The following is an 18,641-nucleotide window of genomic DNA, read 5'->3' on the forward strand; positions in this document are numbered from 1 at the left end:
CAATTTTAAACTGCGACACTATTCGACAGCGCCATACAATGCATAGTGCCACAAAATTCGACAGTGCCATAAAATTCGACAGCGCCACAAAATTCAGCAGCGCCCTAAAATTCAACAGCGCCACAAAAAAACGGCCATCGTGGATGGCCGTTTTTAGCTTTGCGTTAACAAATGCTCAGAGTGGGTGCCCGGCGTTCCTGGTGCGGGCACCCACCTCGACAGGAGTTTGCCGCATCACGCCTTGGCAACATCAATCAACTCGACACTGCCATCCTCATTGACTTCTGCAATCTGGCCAGAGGGCTCTTCCATCATCAACAGGGTCACGAAACCCAAAACAGCGGTAGCCGATATCACCAAAAAGAAGGTGCTGTAATCCACCAGCGACAAAACCGTCAGATAGACAACCGCCCCCACATTACCGTAAGCCCCGGTCATGCCCGCGATCTGACCGGTCATGCGACGCTTGATCAGCGGCACCGCCGCAAAAACAGCACCCTCACCCGACTGGACAAAGAAAGAACACGCCATAGCCGCGACAACTGCTAACCACAAAGGCCAGGTGCCATCGATGTACCCCATCGCGAAATACCCAATCGCCAAACCTGCCGTCAAAATCAGTAAGGTGGGTTTACGACCAAATTTATCCGACAACCAACCACCGCCGGGACGAGACATAAGGTTCATAAAGGCGTAAGCCGAAGCGACCATGCCGGCCACCACCGGAGTCAGTTCAAACGTCTCGGAGAAGAACAATGGCAGCATGGAGATCACCGCCAACTCAGAACCAAAGGTGGCAAAATACAGGACATTCAATACCGCTACCTGCTTAAACTTGTAGCGATGAATCTCGGGAACCGGCTCAGAGAAGATAGACTTGTTCACTTTCCAGACGTGCAAACAGTCATAGAGGTACAGCGCCGTCAGGCCGCCATAAATAGTGTTAACAACGAAGGCGCTCAACATACCCACACCGTTGGGAGAAAGTTTCCAGGCCAGTAAAGCCAAGGCCGCGTACATAGGAACCTTCATCACCAGCAGAAGGAAAAAGTCGCCGGTCGACGTCACTTCCATCGCCCCCAAATTTTTAGGACGGAAGTACGTTGACCCCTTTGGCGTATCGCGAACATTGTGGTAAAAAACAAAGGAAAACAACAAGCTCATCAGACCTGTCACGCCCATGGCATAGCGCCAGCCATCGTCACCACCAAACATCAATGCGACCGTCGGTAACGTAAAAGCGGCGGCAGCAGAACCAAAGTTACCCCAGCCACCATAGATACCTTCGGCCGTGCCCAGCTCATTGTGAGGAAACCATTCGGACACCAGGCGGATACCCACCACGAAGCCGGCGCCGATACAGCCCAGGGCAAACCGGGCGATGGCCGCCTGAATGAACGTGTCCGCCAGGGCAAACATAAAGCAGGGAATCGAACAGATCGCCAATAATGCAGAATAAACCGCCCGAGGGCCGTATTTATCCGTCAACATCCCAATCACCACGCGCGCGGGGATCGTAAATGCGACGTTTAAAATCAACAGCGTTTTGATTTCTTCGGTGGTCAAGCCCAGTGACTCTTTCAGGGCCTGAAGCAGTGGCGCGAAGTTGTACCACACCATGAACGTAATAAAGAATGCCATCCAACTGAGATGGAGGATTTTCATCTTTCCCGTAAACGAGATAAGGTTAAATTTTTCAGCGGAGTTCATAGTAGCGTATCCCCATGGGTAAAAGTCGTTATTACCACCAAATAATGCACACACCATGCCATATAGATAAAACCCTTATTTATCAATAGATTAGAAATAAATTCCGTCACCATCGCCTCATTAAAGCCCCACAAAAACGCACATTCACAAAATGGTGCACCATTCGGGTCACCCAAATAACCGAAAAGCCTCATGGATTCCTGGGGGAGTGCGACAAAACAGCTCTCAAGCGCACCACAAGAGGGCCCGTTCAGATCCGTTAAAAGAATTTTCTGAACAGCCGGTAAATGACACAGCCGGTAAATGACAGGCAAAAAAAGGGGGCGCAAATGCGCCCCTAGTGCAGAGAACAACTTAAATTGCTTGAGGAAGGTCAAGCGGCCTGCAACTGAACCTCACCCGCCTCAAGACGAACCGGATAAGTTTTCAGCATATGCTCGGGTTCCTCCAGACACTCACCCGTCTGAAGATTGAAATGTTGTTTGTAAAGCGGTGAAGCCACAACCGGCACATCACTCAATGACCCCATAATGCCCCGACTCAACACATAGGCGTCACCGATGGGATCGTAATTGGATACCGCGTACAACGCCCTGGTTTTGCCGCAATAGAAGACAGCCACCTGCTCACCGTCGAGCAGCGCACACAAACCGGTGTTCGGGGTTAAATCACTTTCACTGCAAATAGTTTTCCACTGACTCATTGTAAAATCTCCTCTACCGGCCTTAGTCGACCAACTCAACTGATTGGATACGCTCTTCCCTGGTGGCCGGGCGACGCTGGCCGCGCTCAGCCACATAGGCAAGACTGCCGTCTGTTTCATCTGAATTAACAAAGTGCTTAAAACGCTTCAGCTTTTCCGGATTCTCAATGGTGGTTTGCCATTCACACTGGTAATTACCGATATTGGCCACCATCTCCGCTTCCAGCTCTTCTCCCAAGCCCAGCTTGTCGTTGATCACCACCTCCTTCAGATAGTCCAGTCCACCCTCCAGATTTTCCAGCCACACCGAGGTGCGCTGCAAGCGATCGGCCGTGCGAATGTAGAACATCAAGAAGCGATCCACGTACTTGATCAACGTCTCATCATCCAGATCCGTGGCAAACAGATCGGCGTGGCGAGGGCGCATACCGCCATTACCACACACATACAGGTTCCAACCGTTTTCTGTGGCAATCACCCCCACATCCTTACACTGCGCCTCGGCACACTCGCGGGTACAACCGGAAACCGCAAATTTCAGTTTGTGTGGTGAACGCAGTCCCTTGTAACGATCTTCCAGATTGATAGCAAAGCCCACGCTGTCATTGACACCGTAACGACACCAGGTGCTGCCCACACAGGATTTAACGGTACGCACTGACTTGCCATAGGCGTGCCCGGTTTCGAAGCCCGCATCGACCAGCTTCTTCCAGATCAAAGGCAATTCATGCAACTGCGCGCCAAACAAATCGATCCGCTGCCCCCCGGTGACCTTTGTGTAGAGGTCGAATTCTTTTGCCACCTCGCCCAGGACAATCAGTTTCTCAGGCGTAATCTCACCACCGGCGACGCGCGGAACCACTGAGTAGGTACCGTCTTTCTGCATATTGCCCAGAAAGATGTCATTGGTATCCTGCAGACCGATGTGCTCATCCTTCAACACGTAGTCGTTCCAGAACGACGCCAGAATAGAACCCACGGTGGGCTTGCAAATCTCACACCCCAATCCATGACCGTGACTGTCCAGCAGTTCGTCAAAGGTTTTGATCTGCTTAACGCGAACAATGTCAGCCAGCTCTTTGCGGGAATAGGCAAAGTGCTCACAGAGGTCGTTTTTCACTTCGTAACCCAGGTTCGCCAACTCGGCATCCAACACCTGCTTGGTGAGGGCCGCACACCCGCCACACCCGGTGGAAGCTTTGGTGGAGCCTTTAATGCCGCCCATGTCCACACAGCCATTGGCAACCGCCTCCTTGATCTGCCCCTTGGTGACGTCATAGCACGAACAGATTTGAGCGGTGTCTGGCAGGGCATCAACGCCCAACCCCACCGAAGCGGCGCCGTCGCCAGCGGGCAAAATCAGGCCTGCCGGGTTGTCGGGCAAATCCATGTCATTGAGCATCAGCTGCAGCAGGTTACCGTAGGCGTCCACATCCCCCACCAGCACCGCACCCAAAACTTTTTTGCCGTCCTCAGAAACGATCAAGCGCTTATACACCTGCTCAATTTCATCGTTATAGGTGTAAGACTGGGCTCCCGGTGTATTGCCGTGCGCATCACCGATGGAGGCAACATCGACCCCCAGCAGCTTCAGCTTGGTGCTCATGTCGGCACCCTGGAACGTCTCGCTGCCGCCAGTTATATGAGAGGCAGCAACCTTGGCCATGGTATAGCCTGGTGCCACCAACCCGTAAATTCGGCCACTCCACAGTGCGCACTCACCAATGGCGTAAATGTTCTCAACGTTGGTCTGACAATTGTCATTGACCACGATGCCGCCGCGCTCACCAATCTCAAGATCAAACTGACGAGCCAACTCATCCTGTGGGCGAATACCCGCAGAAAACAGAATCATGTCGGTTTCGAGGTGACTGCCATCGGCAAAATTCATGCGGTAACGACAGGTTTCGCCCGGCACGATTTCAGAGGTGGCTTTTTCCGTGTGAACGGTCACCCCCAGATCCTCAATTTTACGGCGCAGCAAACTGCCGCCGCCTTCATCCAGCTGAACCGCCATCAGACGCGGAGCAAATTCCACCACGTGCGTTTCAAGACCCGCCGCTTTCAAGGCATTGGCCGCCTCCAGACCCAGCAGACCACCACCCACAACGACACCCACCTTGCTCTGTGACGCCGAAGTCGTAATCGCTTCCAGATCCTCAATGGTTCGGTAAACCAGGCAATGCTCCTGATCGTTACCCGGAATGGGTGGAACGAAGGGGAATGACCCTGTGGCCAGAACCAGCTTGTCGTAACTTTCTTTACGGCCGCTGGCCGTCACCACATAATTTGCCTGGGTATTCAGTTCCACCACTTTATCGTTGAGAACAAAGTTCACGCCGTTGTCGTTGTAGTAACCCTCATCGGTGAGCGCCAGGTCCGCAGCCGTGGCACCGCTGAAGTAACTGCTCAACTGCACACGGTCGTAAGCCAGTCTCGGCTCTTCAGAAAAGGTGATGATGTCGAAATGCTCGGACTGCGGATCCTGCACCAGGTTATCAATAAACTTATGGCCAACCATGCCGTTTCCGACGACCAAAACACGTTGCTTACTCATGACGTTTCCTCAATATCAGGCTGACAATTTTTGAAGTTGTTTGCGGGAAGTAATCTCTTCTGACGAGAGATTTGTAAACCAATCCAGTTGCTCGGCCAGGTTCACCACCTGACCGACGACAATTAACGCGGGTGACTGTACCGCTTCACGCTCGACCAGCTCGGCCAACTCGTGCAGCTGTCCACGCACCACTCTTTGCTGCGGGCAGCAGCCGTTTTCAATCAAGGCAGCGGGCGTATCCCCACTCAACCCTGCAGCCTGCAATTTCTGGCTGATCATGCCGGCCTTGCTCAACCCCATATAAAACACCAGGGTATGATCCATCTGTGCCAGCGAAGCCCAGTTAATGCCCAGTTCTTTTTCAGCGTGCGCCGTGACCAGAGTACAGCCCTGCGACACCCCCCGATGGGTCAAAGGAATACCCGCATAACTGGTACACCCCGCCGCTGCCGTCACTCCGGGAACCAATTCAACGTCTATACCGGACTGCTTGAGACGTAACATTTCTTCACCACCGCGACCGAACACAAAGGGGTCACCACCCTTAATGCGACAGATGTTTAAGCCTGTCTGTGCCTTTTCGACCAGCAGCTCATTCAATTCAGCCTGCGGGATAGAGTGGGCATCTTTAATCTTGCCAACATAAAAAGCGGGCGTTGATGCTGGAAAGAGATTGCGAATTTCCTGACTCACCAGATTGTCGAACAGGATCATATCCGCCCGCTCGATTACCCGAACCGCTTTAACGGTCAACAGTTCAGGATCGCCTGGACCCGCGCCAACCAGCCACACCTTGCCGGGTTTTATACCCGCCAGCGGTTTGGCCACCTTCAGCTTTACAATGTCTGTTACTGGACTTGTCACAATGTCTGTCGCGGGCATATTGATGACCTTGAATCATTTAATCTTGATTTAAGTTCAGCAAAGACAGTGCCAGACTGATAAAAAACGTTAAAAAAAATAATAACTTGTTAAAAATCAGATAGTTAAAGAAAAACAAAGGCCACAAGAAACAACTCAGCTTTCTGGTGGGCCACCCCCAATCCCAAACAAATTTGGCATTTACGCACCATAACAATGCTTACGCGCACCACTTTTGCCCCCTAAAGCACTACAAACCAAATATTGCCTAGTCTATTATTTCATTTGAGACAAACCCATTGAGCACACTATTGGTGCAATAAAATAATGAAAACCCAGTTTGGATCACGTTTTAAACGCCAGCTATAGGCGCTCTGCCTATAAAGCAGCAGCCCCACGAGGTTTACCTTGTCCGGTGCCGTGGATACAGGGTTTGTACGCTCACTGGCAACAACCGCTCCAGAATCGGGCTGATGGCTCGGTTATTGCTTAACCTGTACCAGAGCCTAAATTTTTCATTGTACGGAGCCGGATCGTGACCTCAGCAGTCCCCAATATTACCCCCTGGACCAAAAGCACCTGCGCCTACTGTGGTGTAGGCTGCGGACTCGAAGCCCGCCCCAAAAGCAATGGGCAACTGGAGATTCGCGGGGACAAAGACCACCCTGCCAACTATGGCCGACTCTGCTCTAAAGGTATGGCCCTGGGTGAAACGGTGATCCCTGACGGTCGATTACTACACCCCTCTATCAGTGGTGTTCGTACCGATTGGAACAGTGCCCTGGACCATGTGGCGAAAAGCTTCCAGGAAACCATTGCTGAACACGGCCCCGACTCCGTCGCCTTTTATGTCTCAGGTCAGCTATTGACGGAAGATTATTATGTGGCCAACAAACTCATGAAGGGCTTTATTGGCTCCGGCAACATCGACACCAATTCCCGACTCTGTATGTCCTCCAGTGTGGCCGGGCACAAACGTGCTTTTGGTACCGATACGGTACCCGGCTGTTATGAGGATCTGGAATTGGCGGACATGATTGTGATCACGGGCTCAAACCTGGCCTGGTGTCACCCGGTTCTCTATCAGCGCATTAAAGCGGTTAAAGAGCTGCGCCCGGAAGTTAAGGTTGTTTCCATTGATCCCCGGGTTACAGACACCTGTGAAGTTGCCGACCTGCATATTGCCCTGCAGCCCGGCAGCGATGTCGCTCTTTTTAATGGTTTACTGAGTCATCTGGCCAGCTGTCAGAAGGTCGATGAACACTATGTCCAGGAGCATACCGAGGGCTATAACCGCGCCTTGATGCACGCGCTGGAAGATGGCTGTAATGCCGATGCCCTGGCCGAAACTCTGGGCGTCAGACTGGACGACCTGAAACAGTTTTTTGACTGGTTCGCGCACACAGAGAAAGTGGTAACCCTCTACTCCCAGGGGGTCAATCAGTCTTCCCGTGGCGCCGACAAGGTCAACAGTATTTTGAATTGTCATCTGGCCACAGGTCGCATTGGCAAGCCGGGCTGTGGTCCCTTCTCACTGACTGGCCAACCAAATGCCATGGGTGGGCGTGAAGTTGGCGGTCTGGCGAATACCCTGGCTGCTCATATGGAACTGGACAACCCCTATCATCATCAACTGGTCAGTAACTACTGGCAAACGGACAACCTGACTGCCACCGCGGGCTATAAGGCCATTGACCTGTTTGACGCCATCGATCGCGGCCAAATCAAGGCCGTCTGGATCATGGCCACCAACCCCGTAGTCAGCTTGCCCGACGCCGACAAAATTAAACGGGCGCTGACCCACTGCCCGCTGGTGGTAGTCTCTGATTGCATTGCGGACACCGACACCACACGCTGTGCTGATGTGCTGCTGCCGGCTCAGGGCTGGAGCGAAAAATCCGGCACCGTCACCAATTCAGAACGCCGAATCTCCCGCCAGCGACGCTTGCTGCCCACGCCCGGAGAAGGCAAGCCGGACTGGTGGATCATGTGCGAGGTGGCCAAGCGGATGGGCTTCGGTCATGCGTTCAACTTCCTGCACGAGGGAGAAGTGTTTGACGAATATGCACGGATGACGGGGCTTGACTACAGCAATGATCAACTGCAGGTCAATCGCGATCTCGACCTGACCGGGCTGAGCGGGCTCAGTACCAAAGAGTATGCCCAGATGCCGCCTCAGCAGTGGCCGGTGCCACAAAAAGCCACCCGCATTGAACACAAGCGTCTGTTTGCCGACGGTCGCTTTTTTACCCCGAATGGCAAAGCCCAGTTTGTGGCCGTTCGCTATAAGGCCCCGGCGTCCAAACTCAGTAACAAATACCCCCTGAGCCTGAACAGTGGCCGTATTCGCGACCAATGGCACACCATGACCCGCACAGGGCTGTCCACCCGGCTGGGCGCACATTTGCCGGAACCTTACATCTCCGTCAACCAGACAGACGCCGAGCTTTACGGATTGGAAAACGGCAAGATTGCCGCGCTGAGCAATGAGTGGGGCTATGCCCGCATTCGCGTGGATGTGTCCAGCAAGGTGGCTCCAGGCCAATTGTTTATGCCCATTCACTGGACCGGCGTCATGGCCAGTGCCGGCCGCGTCTGCAGCCTGGTAAGCCCTGACACCGATGCGGTCTCCGGACAACCGGAATTCAAATTCACTCCGGTTGCCATCAAACCCTGGCACTATGAAAGTGAAGCGCTGCTACTCAGCCCCAACGTCATCGACACGCAGGATCTGGATTACTGGGTTCGACAAAAAGTCGATGGTGGTTATTTATACCGGGTAGCCAGCAGAGAGGCTCCTGAAGTCTTGGAACAAAAATTAAAACCCTACTGCCAGACGCCCACAGCACCGGCCATGCACACTGGCGCGGCTCATCACCCCAGCGCTCAACAGGTTCACGGCCGTCATCTCAACAGTCGTCATCTCTACTACAGCAGCCCCAGCCGCGGTCAGTACCGGTTTGCCCTGATCAATGGACAACAATTGCGCGGTTGCTATCTCATTGCCCCTAACCTGCAAAATCAGGATTTCGACTGGGTGCAACCCCTACTGGAAGAACCCGTGGATGATAATGTTGAACGTTCCATTCTGACCGGGGTAGCCTCAGGCAAGCTGGCGCAGGGCAAAACCATTTGTGCTTGTAAACAAGTGGGTAAAACCACCATTTGCAACGCCATCCGCGAGCAGCACCTGGCGACGATCAAACAAGTCAGCGACTGCACCGGAGCCGGCACCGGCTGTGGCACCTGCGTGCCAGAGCTTCAGCAGATCCTAAACGAAGAGCTTCAGCAGATCCTAAATGAAGAGCTTCAGCAGGGCCTGAATAAAGAACAGACAGCAAAACCGCAATCAGCCATCAAGGCACTGCCTACGACACCGCTCAAACACGCTACGGGTGCCAGTCTGGCGATAAATGTGGGACACTGACGTGTAATTTTCTACTGGAGGCCTTTGCTCACATAGGCCACAATAAGGTAATACAGAAAATCATAAAGACGGATCAACCGACTAAACGATGAAAGCCCGCACTGAGAGAGAGACAACCCTGACCGACGCTTTTGGTCGCGACATCACCTACTTGCGCCTGTCCGTCACCGACCGCTGTGACTACCGCTGTGTTTACTGCATGGCCGAAGATATGGTCTTTCTGCCCCGTGCGCAGGTACTCTCGCTGGAGGAAAGCATTGAAGTCTGTGAAGCTTTTGCGGAATTAGGCGTCAACAAAATCCGCATCACCGGTGGCGAGCCCCTGGTTCGCAGAGGCATCACCACCCTGTTTGAACAGCTGGGTCAAATTGACTCGCTGGACGAACTGACACTGACCACCAACGGCTCTCAGCTGAGTAAATTTGCCTCACAGCTGGCACATTCTGGCGTGAAACGCATCAATATCAGCCTCGACACCCTGGATGCAGAGCAATTCACCGAACTTACCCGCTTCGGCAAACTCAACGATGTGCTCACGGGCATCCAGGCCGCGAAGGCTGCCGGCATTGAACGCATCAAACTCAATGCCGTGATCCTCAAGCACCGCAATCTGGATCAGGTCTTGCCACTGGTGAATTACGCGCTGGAGCAGCAGCTCGACATCAGCTTTATCGAGGAAATGCCCCTCGGGCAAGTGACCGAACACGGCCGTAAAACCGAGTTTTGCTCCAGCGCCGAGTTGCGCAAGCTGATCGGTGAACACCATTCATTAACCCCCAGTGCCCATCAAACCGGTGGGCCCTCGCGCTATTGGAGCCTGGCCGGATCGAACAGCAAACTGGGTTTTATTTCGCCCCACAGTGAAAACTTTTGCAGCAGCTGCAATCGCGTTCGCGTCACCGCAGAAGGAAAATTACTGCTGTGTCTGGGCAATGAAAATGCCGTCGATTTAAAAGCGGTAATTCGACGCTACCCCGGAGAACGTGAGCGGCTCAAGCAAGTCATTGTGGATGCCATGAGCGCCAAACCGGAAAAGCATCATTTTTACGAAGACGACGCTCCGCAGATCATTCGCTTCATGAATGCAACGGGGGGCTAGAAACTAGAAACTAGAAACTAGAAACTAGAAACTAGAAACTAGAAAAGCCTAACCAGCAAAAACCGATTTCCTCTTTTACAGTTACCCCTGAGCACAGATATTCGTGGAAAAAAAATCCCCTAAAGTTTTTGGCATTACTGGCTGGAAGAACAGCGGTAAAACCACTCTGGTGAGTGAGCTGGTGCGCTGGTTTTGTGATCACGGCATCAAGGTGTCGACCATCAAACACGCCCACTGTGATTTCGACATTGATCGCCCTGGAACCGACAGCTTTAAGCACCGCCAGGCCGGAGCTCAACAGGTATTACTGGCTTCAAGCCACCGCTGGGCACTGATGAATGAATTGCGCGATCAGGACGAACAGGAGCTGGAAGATCTACTGGAAAAGCTTGATCCGGTGGACCTGGTGCTGGTGGAAGGTTTTAAAATGGGCGACCAGCCAAAAATTCAGGTGGTGCGCCCCAGCAACAACACCGAGCGACTCAGCCAAGAGGCTCAGCCGATTGTCGCCATTGCCAGTGATCAGGACATCTCGCCCGCCGACTATGGCTGTTCTGGTCCCCTGCTCGCTCTGGACAATATCAACAGTATCGGATTGTTCATTACCGAGTACTGTCAACTGACATTGAAAGCCTAACTATTGACACCCCATAACTGCAGTGAACTGCAGGCAAACATCGACGTTGGATCCCCATGAGAGCTGAATTTATCCCTCTAAACCTGGCCGTACTGACGGTGTCGGATACCCGTACCGAAGAGACTGACACCTCCGGACACCTGCTGCGCGATGCGCTGATCGAGACTGGCCACCACTATTACGACCACCAAATCGTCATTGACGACATCTACCAGATACGTGCCGCCACTTCACAATGGATCGCCAACAGTGACATTCATGGCATCCTGATTACCGGAGGGACGGGCTTCCACGGCCGCGACAGCACGCCTGAAGCCATGCTGCCACTGTTTGATAAAACCATTGATGGCTTCGGTGAATTATTCCGCCAGGTATCCTTCGACCAGATTGGCAGCTCCACCATCCAATCCCGTTGTGTGGGTGGCCTAGCGAACCGCACAGTGATTTTTTGCCTGCCCGGCTCGAACAACGCCTGCAAAACCGGGTGGGAGCACATCATTAAACCGCAACTGGACAACCGCCAGAAACCCTGTAATTTTGTTGGCTTGGTGACTCAACGGGATTAACAGCCTGCCCATGATGACCGCTTAGGGTGTATACCAAATGGGGGACGACCACGCTCGCTCCTGAATACTGACCGGCAAATCACCCCGCGGCGGTATGCCCAGGGTCATCGCATCGTATGTCGACCAGCGTGGGGTCGGGATCTGCAGAACCCGGGCATAATAAAACGCATGCATTGCGGGGTCGAAATCCGGGTCCTTCCAGACCGTGAACAACTGCGCATCACCAATGGCATTGGTATAAGTCGCCGTGGATGCATTAACGGTGTTACCTACGGGTGCAACCTTGCCCGCAGGGTCCACGGTACGGCCGTCGGACAGGGCCACGTTGTAAATTTTTTCATAGGCCTTGCCATCTTTTACCCAGCCTTTAATGACCTGTACTCGATCCAGGTTTGCGCCATCGGCTTCTTTGGTCGCAAACACGACAAAACTCGGGGTCTGGTCTGACCGGCCAGCTTTCAGCTCGCCCCCCATGGGCACCCCTTGTGCGTAGGCCTTTTTCACCCAGTTATCCGCCGTCATCATGTCAGGGTTGAAATCATACCCGCCAAAAAATCGAACTTTTAAACGCGGACCGGAGGTGGCGAACGTCTCTTTCTTTTGAATGGCGTCAAACAAACTGTCTCGGGTATTTTGTTCCGCCCAAATGCCGGCAACACCACCGGAGCTAAATTCCCGAATCTGTTTTTTGTTAGCCTCGGGAAAACCTTCAGGTCCGTTCAACCGATCCTGCGGGTTATTTTCCAAACCGAATTTACCGGTATAATTGTCTTCTTCGATAGAAGCGGCAGAATTGTGCGTATCCGAGTCCCCGATCAAACCGAATTTATAAGGATTTCCCCGTCCCCGCGATTCCAACAATAGACCGCGTTTGAGCGCATCACGTGCGTAACTGCCCACCCGATGGGTGGGCGGGTTGGCATTTGCAGACAGGGTGTAATCCCAGATCTCAAAACCGGAAAATTCATCCGTGGGCGATAAGTCCGGATGGGTTTCCGATGTGCCTTTGATTTGAGTGACTTCGTAAATGGGCTCGTTGCGCATGCGGGTGTTGGCGTAATAGGGATTCAGATCGCTTCCCCCATAGGAGGTTTCCTCCGGAAACATCAACCCATCGCTGGCATTGCCGTTATGAGCGACTGCCAGCAGCGCTGCCCCGTGAATACGCTGTTGCTCCATCCACCGCCAGAGATCTTCCGGCTTGTCGGAATCCACCGTGGAGAAAGGCACCTCGGGAATGTGGCTGGAATTTTTGAAAAAAACCACGCGGTGCAGATTGCGTTCTCCCGGCGCCGAGGTCCACTCGAAACCCGGAAAAGTGGTAAATTTACCCGGTTCGTTGTGTTTTTCGGCGGTAGTAACGACCTCTTTCCAGATGGTGTGAGTCACGGCCGGATCGCTTAACTGCGGATCGGACTTACCGGCATTCATGTCGTCAAGCACTTTTGAGAATGCGGCGAACGCTCTCTGTCTGTCTCCAGAGGTCACTTCTTTGGCAATCGGCAATTGGCTAAACGGACTGCTCGGGTCCTCCATTTTTTTAAACACACCGAGATATTCCGCGTGATCTGAGACGACGTACCAATCCAGTGGTTTCTTTATCTTTAACTCGCCTCTGCCGCCTCCCCCAGGAATAGCCTCACCCTTAGCCCAACGAAAAGCATCATCGGGCTCCGTGACAGAACCATTGGTATAAGCATCAAACGAATAACTGGTGTGAACGTGAAAATTCCCGAAGTACGCCTCCTTATCGGAATTAACCCTGACATCACTGACGCTCCCCTCAGCCTGACCGGATTCTTGCGCCCCGGATTCTTGCGCCATAGTCGGCGAGACAGCGGCCTGCTGATCACCGGAGTTACATCCCACCAGCACTAACACCGACCAGAGTGACACGCGACAGACAAATTGAGGAACCGCACCCGTATGGCGGAAAAATGGATTGGCAATCATGGGCATTCTCCGATTGAAACTTCTTGTCACCCTGAGACATCTGACTCGGCAACATTTATTGTTATAACGTAGACAGCGACTTAGGCGGAATACGGGCTCTTAAAAAAAACAATCTCGACACGCGGCTCAACGTGTAAAACCAACATCTCGATTTGGGTAAAAACCCTCATCTTACAGAGTTTGGGAACTATAACCCCGCTCGTCTAAAAACCCTAGCCCCTATTGCCTAAAACCCTAGCCCGCTTGTCTAAAAACATGGCACCCGTTTTGTTTAACGCCGCAGCGTCACTTTGTCTTACACCCACTTGGTCTTACACCCACTTGGTCTTACACCATGGCCTCGCTTTGTCTTTCACCGCCGCCTCGCTGCATTGATGGTAAACGGTCTATCCGCGCTCTTAACTCAGCCTTAGCCGCACTGGCTCTCTTATTCGTGCAAAGACACGCCCTTGTGTTTGCGAGCGGAAGGTGAGATTTATGCTTGATTGGCCCCAGTCAGCCGGTGGGCGATTTACCCAGCCAGTCTGGTCTGAAATGACATGTTTATGGCTGTTAAAGTTCGGTAATATGAAGCACACAAAAAAGAATAATGACGTCAAAACGCGAGGAATCTGCCGATGACACCGCATGAGGTTCAATCTCAACAGCATCAGTCTCGACTGCATCAACTAATAGGCGCCGAGGTTTCACTGTACACGGGCAAGTTGCGCAGCTATCTGCAATACAAAAACATTCCCTTCACCGAGATCACGGCCTCAACCAAAGTCTACCGCGAAATTATTCTCCCTCGCACCGGCGTCCGATACATTCCTGTGTTGATCACCGATGATGATATCGCCCTGCAGGACACCACTGAGATCATCGATTTTCTCGAACAGCGCTATCCGCAAGACAGTGTGTATCCCACAGGGGCCTGTCAAAAACTGATGGCACTGCTGCTGGAAACTTACGCCGATGAATGGCTGGTGATCCCGGCCATGCACTATCGCTGGAACTACGAGGAAAATCGCGAATTCGCCATCCGTGAGTTTGGCCGCACCGCGGCACCCACTGCTTCAGCGGAAGAACAGCTGGCTATAGGCCGGAGCAATGCCAAACCTTTTGCGGGCGCCCTGCCCAGGCTGGGGGTAACAGCGAACAATACCGCCGCCATTGAAAAAAGTTATCTGGCTCTGCTCAGCGAACTGGACAACCACTTTCAGCAGCACCTTTTCCTGTTCGGTGCCAAACCCAGCATTGGCGATTTTGGATTATTCGGGCCCCTCTATGCGCACCTGTACCGCGATCCCTATTCCGGTCGCTTAATGCAGGCACAAGCCCCCCATGTGGTTGCGTGGGTCCAGCGCATGTTGCAGCCTCGCTCCGGCAGCGGAGAGTTCCTGCCAGACGACCAGATCCCTGAAACTTTGCTGCCCATACTTTCACGCATGTTTGCCGAACAGGGGCCCGTCTTAAAAGCCACCATAGATCAGGTAAAAAACTGGGCTGCAAACCATGAGGACGAGGTAATACCCCGCGCCATCGGGGAATTGACCTTTCACCTGGACGGCATTGCCGCCACCCGCCTGACATTCCCTTATATGCAATGGATGTGGCAGCGTGGCTACGATGCCTATCGGGACATGACAGAGGTGGATCAGCGGAGAGCGCAAGCCATACTCGCACCCGTACCGGGTGCAGCAGGGTTATTGCAGTACCCCATCGAACAAAGGGTCAAACGCCAGCACAACAAATTGATCTTAACTCAATCACACTCGGCTCGCTGAGATTGAGCCGAGTGGCGCTGCCCGTCAACGCGTTGCAGCTCGTCGCGCTGACCACACCACCAACCCCTGAGCGTTCAAGCCCATGTCAAAGGCAATGGTTTCAGCCGCCACCGATGTTTCACAACCGTGCGCAACGGCCCGCTTGAGGGTGTAATCGGTTAAACGGGTAAGAATGGCATCCAGCAACATAACCTCCCGTTTCTCACCTTGCGCCCCAGATTTTTTCACCTCGGCCTCGGCCTGATCCACCAGTGATACGTAAGCATCAATTTGTTCAAGCAACTGCGGCGCCAGGGCTTTGGGGTTTTCTACCACACCATAATGTGTCAGGTACATACGTTTTGGTTGCATCGCCAACAGCTTGCCAATGGAAGCCTTCAACGCGTCCGGATCAAACTGAACGGGGGTGGTGGTGGGAAAGATGAATGGCTGCCCATCCACCATCAGTTCGCGATAGGCAATGCCAAACGTGTCACCCGTGAAAAAACTGCGGGTCACGGCATCCCAAACGCAGAAGTGATGATTGGCGTGACCCGGGGTGTCGACAAACTTCAGCGTCTCGCCACCCAGTAACAGCTCATCGCCATCGTCGGCAATGACAATACGAGAGTCATCCACCGGTATAAGGTCACCGTACATTTCCTGAAAGGCCGCCTCTCCGTAAACCGCGGTAGCCCCGGCCTGTAATTTGGTCGGATCTACCATATGTCGGGCGCCTTTGGGGTGGATCACCAGCCGCGCATACGGCAGGTCTTGCATCAGCAAACCCACACCACCGGCGTGATCCAAATGCACATGAGTCGGGATCACATAATCCACCTGATTAAAGTTGACGCCTCTTTCTTTTAAATGGGTCAAAATGCTGGGAACGGAATGGTGGGTACCGGTTTCCACGATGGCAAAACGGCCATTCCGCTCAAGCAGATAGCACGCCGCCAAGCCAATACGTATCATCCCGCTGTCAATTAAATACACACCTTGCGCGACTTCGTTAGCAATTACCTGATCCAAGCAAGCCTCTCTTACGTTTCTGTTTATAGTTAAAGTTCTGCTCCGCTAGAGGACAGTATAGAGAGGCCGAATACAAAAAACAGCCCGCGGAGTGACCGCCCTGACTGCCTTTACCCAAGGTGCTCAGGAAAACGCCTGCCCGCTGCCATCATTCCGGCTGTAATTGCAGGGCCCCCTTTCTACGCCATACCACCAAGGCCAACCCCAGGAAGGTCTGCAAAGCACCATATAAAAGCAAAGAAAAAAGGACAAAATTCCCCAATGGATCATCCACCCCGTGGACCGCCGGGAACAATGACACCTTAATCAGCAAGCCCAGATTGATATTACGAACGACCACTTCCATCTCAATAGCCGTAGAGTCTTCACGAACGAGACGAAACAGACGTGGGAGAAGCGCACCAATGGCCGCCAGCAACAGAAAAAACAGACCTATCAGAGCCACATTGCTCCAACCAAAAGCGCCGACATTGAGCCGCCCTGCTCCCGCAGAACCCACCACAATACACATAATGGCAAACAGCGACCCACGGATGCCCCAACGGGAGACCCATGCGGACAGGCCGGGTAAAAACTGCAGAATCAACATCCCCAAAATCAGGGGGATGAGCAGACACAGGGTGATCTCAGTGGCAATTTGTCTGGCCGGCATGGTGAAATCCGGTGGCATGTAGGCGGAAATCAGGAAACCTAAAATCAGCGGAGTGGTAATCAGGCACGCGACCGTGGTAAACGCGGTAACAGAAATGGACAGAGGCACACTGCCTTTGGCCAGATAGGTGAAAATATTGGACACGGAACCGCCAGGGATTGCGGCAATCAAGGCGATCCCCACCAAAACACCCCCCGTGAGACCCAGCGACACAATCAAACCGAAGGTCACCAGTGGCACCGCAACCAGCTGTGTCAGGCACCCCAAAGTGACGGCTTTCGGTGTTTTTAAAACAGTTGTAAAATCCTGTAATCTCAGGGTCGCGCCCATTCCCAGCATCGCCAGAAACAACTGTACGGCCGCAAACCAATATTCATTCTCGACATACCATTCAAACATCTTTTTCCCCGAGCAAAAAGCGCAATACTAGCAAACAGCATCGGCTGAGTCTGTCGTGAGGGTGACATACTCGGATGGGCGTTAAAGCAAGAAAAAAGGCAAAAAAAGGGGCAGTTGTATCTACAACTGCCCCTTCCTGAACACGCCAAAGACCTATAAAAAATAAAGTCTTACAATTTGGCGAAACGCTGGGTGTGAAAGTCACCGTTACCGAACAGCAGTTCAATCATTGTCAGGCGCTTGAAATAGTGCCCCACATCCAGCTCTTCCGTGACACCAATGCCGCCGTGAATCTGGATCGATTCCTGTCCAATTTTACGGGCCGCCTTACCAATGCGGGACTTCATCGCCGACACCGCTTTATCCGCCTCGGCGCCGCCCTGATCCAGCTTCATGGCCGCCATCAGCACAATAGACTTGGCCTGCTGATGTTCAATAAACATATCCGCCATGCGGTGCTGTAGCGCCTGAAATTTGGCAATAGGCACCCCAAATTGCACACGGGTTTTGGTGTACTCCACAGTCTTTTTGTAGGACACTTCCATCGCCCCAACCGCTTCTGAACAGATCGACAAAATGGCCCGATTTAAAACCTGGTTCATCACGGGCAGCGCCTGCCCTTCGGCACCCAGTAATTGATCCGCTGACACCGTCACATTGTCCAGATGCACTTCTGCCGCACGACCACCATCCTGTGTACGATAGGTTTTCAGCCGAACCCCGTCACTCTTGGGGTCTACCAAAAACAGCGAGATGCCCTCGGCATCCATTTGTGAACCCGAGGTGCGGGCAGAGACTGCAATGACATCGGCCGCAGCACCGTTTAATACCACAGCTTTATGCCCTGAAAGTCGGTAGCTATCGCCGTCTTTCGTGGCGGTGGTGGCCACATCGGCAAGGTTATAGCGGCTCTGTGGCTCTGCATAGGCAAATGCCATTTGCAGATTGCCCTCCATAATACCGCCAATCAATTCGGCTTTTTGGGTGTCATTACCCACGGCGGCTACCAGCCCGCCCCCCAACACGGTTGTCGCCAGGAAAGGCTCAATAACAATTCCTTTGCCAAACTCTTCCATCACCACCATTAGGTCTGCGGCACTGCCTCCCAGGCCACCATCGGCCTCAGAGAAAGGCACCATTAACCAACCCAGTTCAGCAAACAACTTCCAATTGGCTTCGCTGTAACCAAGATCACTCTTGACCAGCTTCATGCGGGAATCAAAGTCGTAATCGTTCTGCACAAACTTGGCAATGCTGTCTTGCAGCATTTGCTGCTCTTCACTGTATGAAAAATCCATAA

The 18,641-nt window shown here is 52.9% G+C and carries 13 protein-coding genes; 5 read left to right on the top strand and 8 right to left on the bottom strand.

Annotated elements, in window-relative coordinates; translation table 11 throughout:
* Positions 1-234 precede the first annotated feature (234 nt).
* The 4 genes from G8770_RS00450 to cobA all read right to left on the bottom strand — a co-directional run bounded on the left by G8770_RS00450 (position 235) and on the right by cobA (position 5,852).
* Positions 235-1,710 (bottom strand): NarK family nitrate/nitrite MFS transporter, encoded by a 1,476-nt coding sequence (locus G8770_RS00450; protein ID WP_167180629.1) that lies wholly within the window; start codon positions 1,708-1,710, stop codon positions 235-237.
* Between the two features lie 373 nt (positions 1,711-2,083).
* Positions 2,084-2,413, bottom strand: coding sequence for a nitrite reductase small subunit NirD (nirD, locus tag G8770_RS00455; RefSeq protein ID WP_167180631.1), 330 nt, complete (start codon positions 2,411-2,413; stop codon positions 2,084-2,086).
* Between the two features lie 22 nt (positions 2,414-2,435).
* Positions 2,436-4,970 (bottom strand): nitrite reductase large subunit NirB, encoded by a 2,535-nt coding sequence (gene nirB, locus G8770_RS00460; RefSeq protein ID WP_167180633.1) that lies wholly within the window; start codon positions 4,968-4,970, stop codon positions 2,436-2,438.
* A gap of 15 nt (positions 4,971-4,985) precedes the next feature.
* Positions 4,986-5,852, bottom strand: coding sequence for a uroporphyrinogen-III C-methyltransferase (cobA, locus tag G8770_RS00465; protein WP_167180635.1), 867 nt, complete (start codon positions 5,850-5,852; stop codon positions 4,986-4,988).
* A 514-nt stretch (positions 5,853-6,366) separates the two neighbouring features.
* Here cobA and G8770_RS00470 point away from each other — a divergent pair.
* From G8770_RS00470 to moaB, 4 genes are all read left to right on the top strand, one after another.
* Entirely contained in the window at positions 6,367-9,258 is a 2,892-nt protein-coding gene (locus G8770_RS00470) for a molybdopterin-dependent oxidoreductase (protein WP_167180637.1), read from the top strand.
* 88 nt (positions 9,259-9,346) lie between these two features.
* Complete coding sequence (gene moaA / locus G8770_RS00475) at positions 9,347-10,357, top strand: GTP 3',8-cyclase MoaA (RefSeq protein WP_167180639.1); 1,011 nt, start codon at positions 9,347-9,349, stop codon at positions 10,355-10,357.
* A gap of 103 nt (positions 10,358-10,460) precedes the next feature.
* The gene (mobB, locus tag G8770_RS00480) at positions 10,461-10,994 is read left to right on the top strand and encodes a molybdopterin-guanine dinucleotide biosynthesis protein B (RefSeq protein ID WP_167180641.1); all 534 of its coding nucleotides are present in this window, start codon (positions 10,461-10,463) and stop codon (positions 10,992-10,994) included.
* Positions 10,995-11,050: 56 nt separating this feature from the next.
* Positions 11,051-11,560: a molybdenum cofactor biosynthesis protein B gene (gene moaB / locus G8770_RS00485; RefSeq protein ID WP_167180643.1), complete on the top strand. Its 510-nt coding sequence runs from the start codon at positions 11,051-11,053 to the stop codon at positions 11,558-11,560.
* A 21-nt stretch (positions 11,561-11,581) separates the two neighbouring features.
* Here moaB and G8770_RS00490 read toward each other — a convergent pair whose 3' ends face one another.
* A complete protein-coding gene (locus G8770_RS00490) occupies positions 11,582-13,513 on the bottom strand; it encodes a DUF3604 domain-containing protein (RefSeq protein ID WP_167180645.1) in 1,932 nt (643 codons plus the stop codon).
* Between the two features lie 617 nt (positions 13,514-14,130).
* On the opposite strand from G8770_RS00490, the gene G8770_RS00495 reads away from it, so the two are divergent.
* Entirely contained in the window at positions 14,131-15,279 is a 1,149-nt protein-coding gene (locus G8770_RS00495; protein WP_167180647.1) for a glutathione S-transferase family protein, read from the top strand.
* A gap of 24 nt (positions 15,280-15,303) precedes the next feature.
* On the opposite strand, the gene G8770_RS00500 is transcribed toward G8770_RS00495, so the two are convergent.
* From G8770_RS00500 to G8770_RS00510, 3 genes are all read right to left on the bottom strand, one after another.
* Positions 15,304-16,290: an MBL fold metallo-hydrolase gene (locus G8770_RS00500; protein ID WP_208021960.1), complete on the bottom strand. Its 987-nt coding sequence runs from the start codon at positions 16,288-16,290 to the stop codon at positions 15,304-15,306.
* A gap of 148 nt (positions 16,291-16,438) precedes the next feature.
* Complete coding sequence (locus tag G8770_RS00505; protein ID WP_167180649.1) at positions 16,439-17,341, bottom strand: bile acid:sodium symporter family protein; 903 nt, start codon at positions 17,339-17,341, stop codon at positions 16,439-16,441.
* A 170-nt stretch (positions 17,342-17,511) separates the two neighbouring features.
* A complete protein-coding gene (locus G8770_RS00510; protein WP_167180651.1) occupies positions 17,512-18,639 on the bottom strand; it encodes an acyl-CoA dehydrogenase family protein in 1,128 nt (375 codons plus the stop codon).
* Between the last annotated feature and the right edge of the window lie 2 nt (positions 18,640-18,641).

It is taken from the genome of Pseudomaricurvus hydrocarbonicus (genome assembly GCF_011602365.1).
Taxonomy (GTDB): domain Bacteria; phylum Pseudomonadota; class Gammaproteobacteria; order Pseudomonadales; family Cellvibrionaceae; genus Pseudomaricurvus; species Pseudomaricurvus hydrocarbonicus.

What these genes read in the sequence shown, in the direction of transcription:
- G8770_RS00450 (WP_167180629.1), bottom strand. Translation starts at nt 1,710, where the DNA reads ATGAACTCCGCTGAAAAATTTAACCTTATCTCGTTTACGGGAAAGATG.
- nirD (WP_167180631.1), bottom strand. Translation starts at nt 2,413, where the DNA reads ATGAGTCAGTGGAAAACTATTTGCAGTGAAAGTGATTTAACCCCGAAC.
- nirB (WP_167180633.1), bottom strand. Translation starts at nt 4,970, where the DNA reads ATGAGTAAGCAACGTGTTTTGGTCGTCGGAAACGGCATGGTTGGCCAT.
- cobA (WP_167180635.1), bottom strand. Translation starts at nt 5,852, where the DNA reads ATGCCCGCGACAGACATTGTGACAAGTCCAGTAACAGACATTGTAAAG.
- moaA (WP_167180639.1), top strand. Translation starts at nt 9,347, where the DNA reads ATGAAAGCCCGCACTGAGAGAGAGACAACCCTGACCGACGCTTTTGGT.
- moaB (WP_167180643.1), top strand. Translation starts at nt 11,051, where the DNA reads ATGAGAGCTGAATTTATCCCTCTAAACCTGGCCGTACTGACGGTGTCG.
- G8770_RS00490 (WP_167180645.1), bottom strand. Translation starts at nt 13,513, where the DNA reads ATGATTGCCAATCCATTTTTCCGCCATACGGGTGCGGTTCCTCAATTT.
- G8770_RS00495 (WP_167180647.1), top strand. Translation starts at nt 14,131, where the DNA reads ATGACACCGCATGAGGTTCAATCTCAACAGCATCAGTCTCGACTGCAT.
- G8770_RS00505 (WP_167180649.1), bottom strand. Translation starts at nt 17,341, where the DNA reads ATGTTTGAATGGTATGTCGAGAATGAATATTGGTTTGCGGCCGTACAG.
- G8770_RS00510 (WP_167180651.1), bottom strand. Translation starts at nt 18,639, where the DNA reads ATGGATTTTTCATACAGTGAAGAGCAGCAAATGCTGCAAGACAGCATT.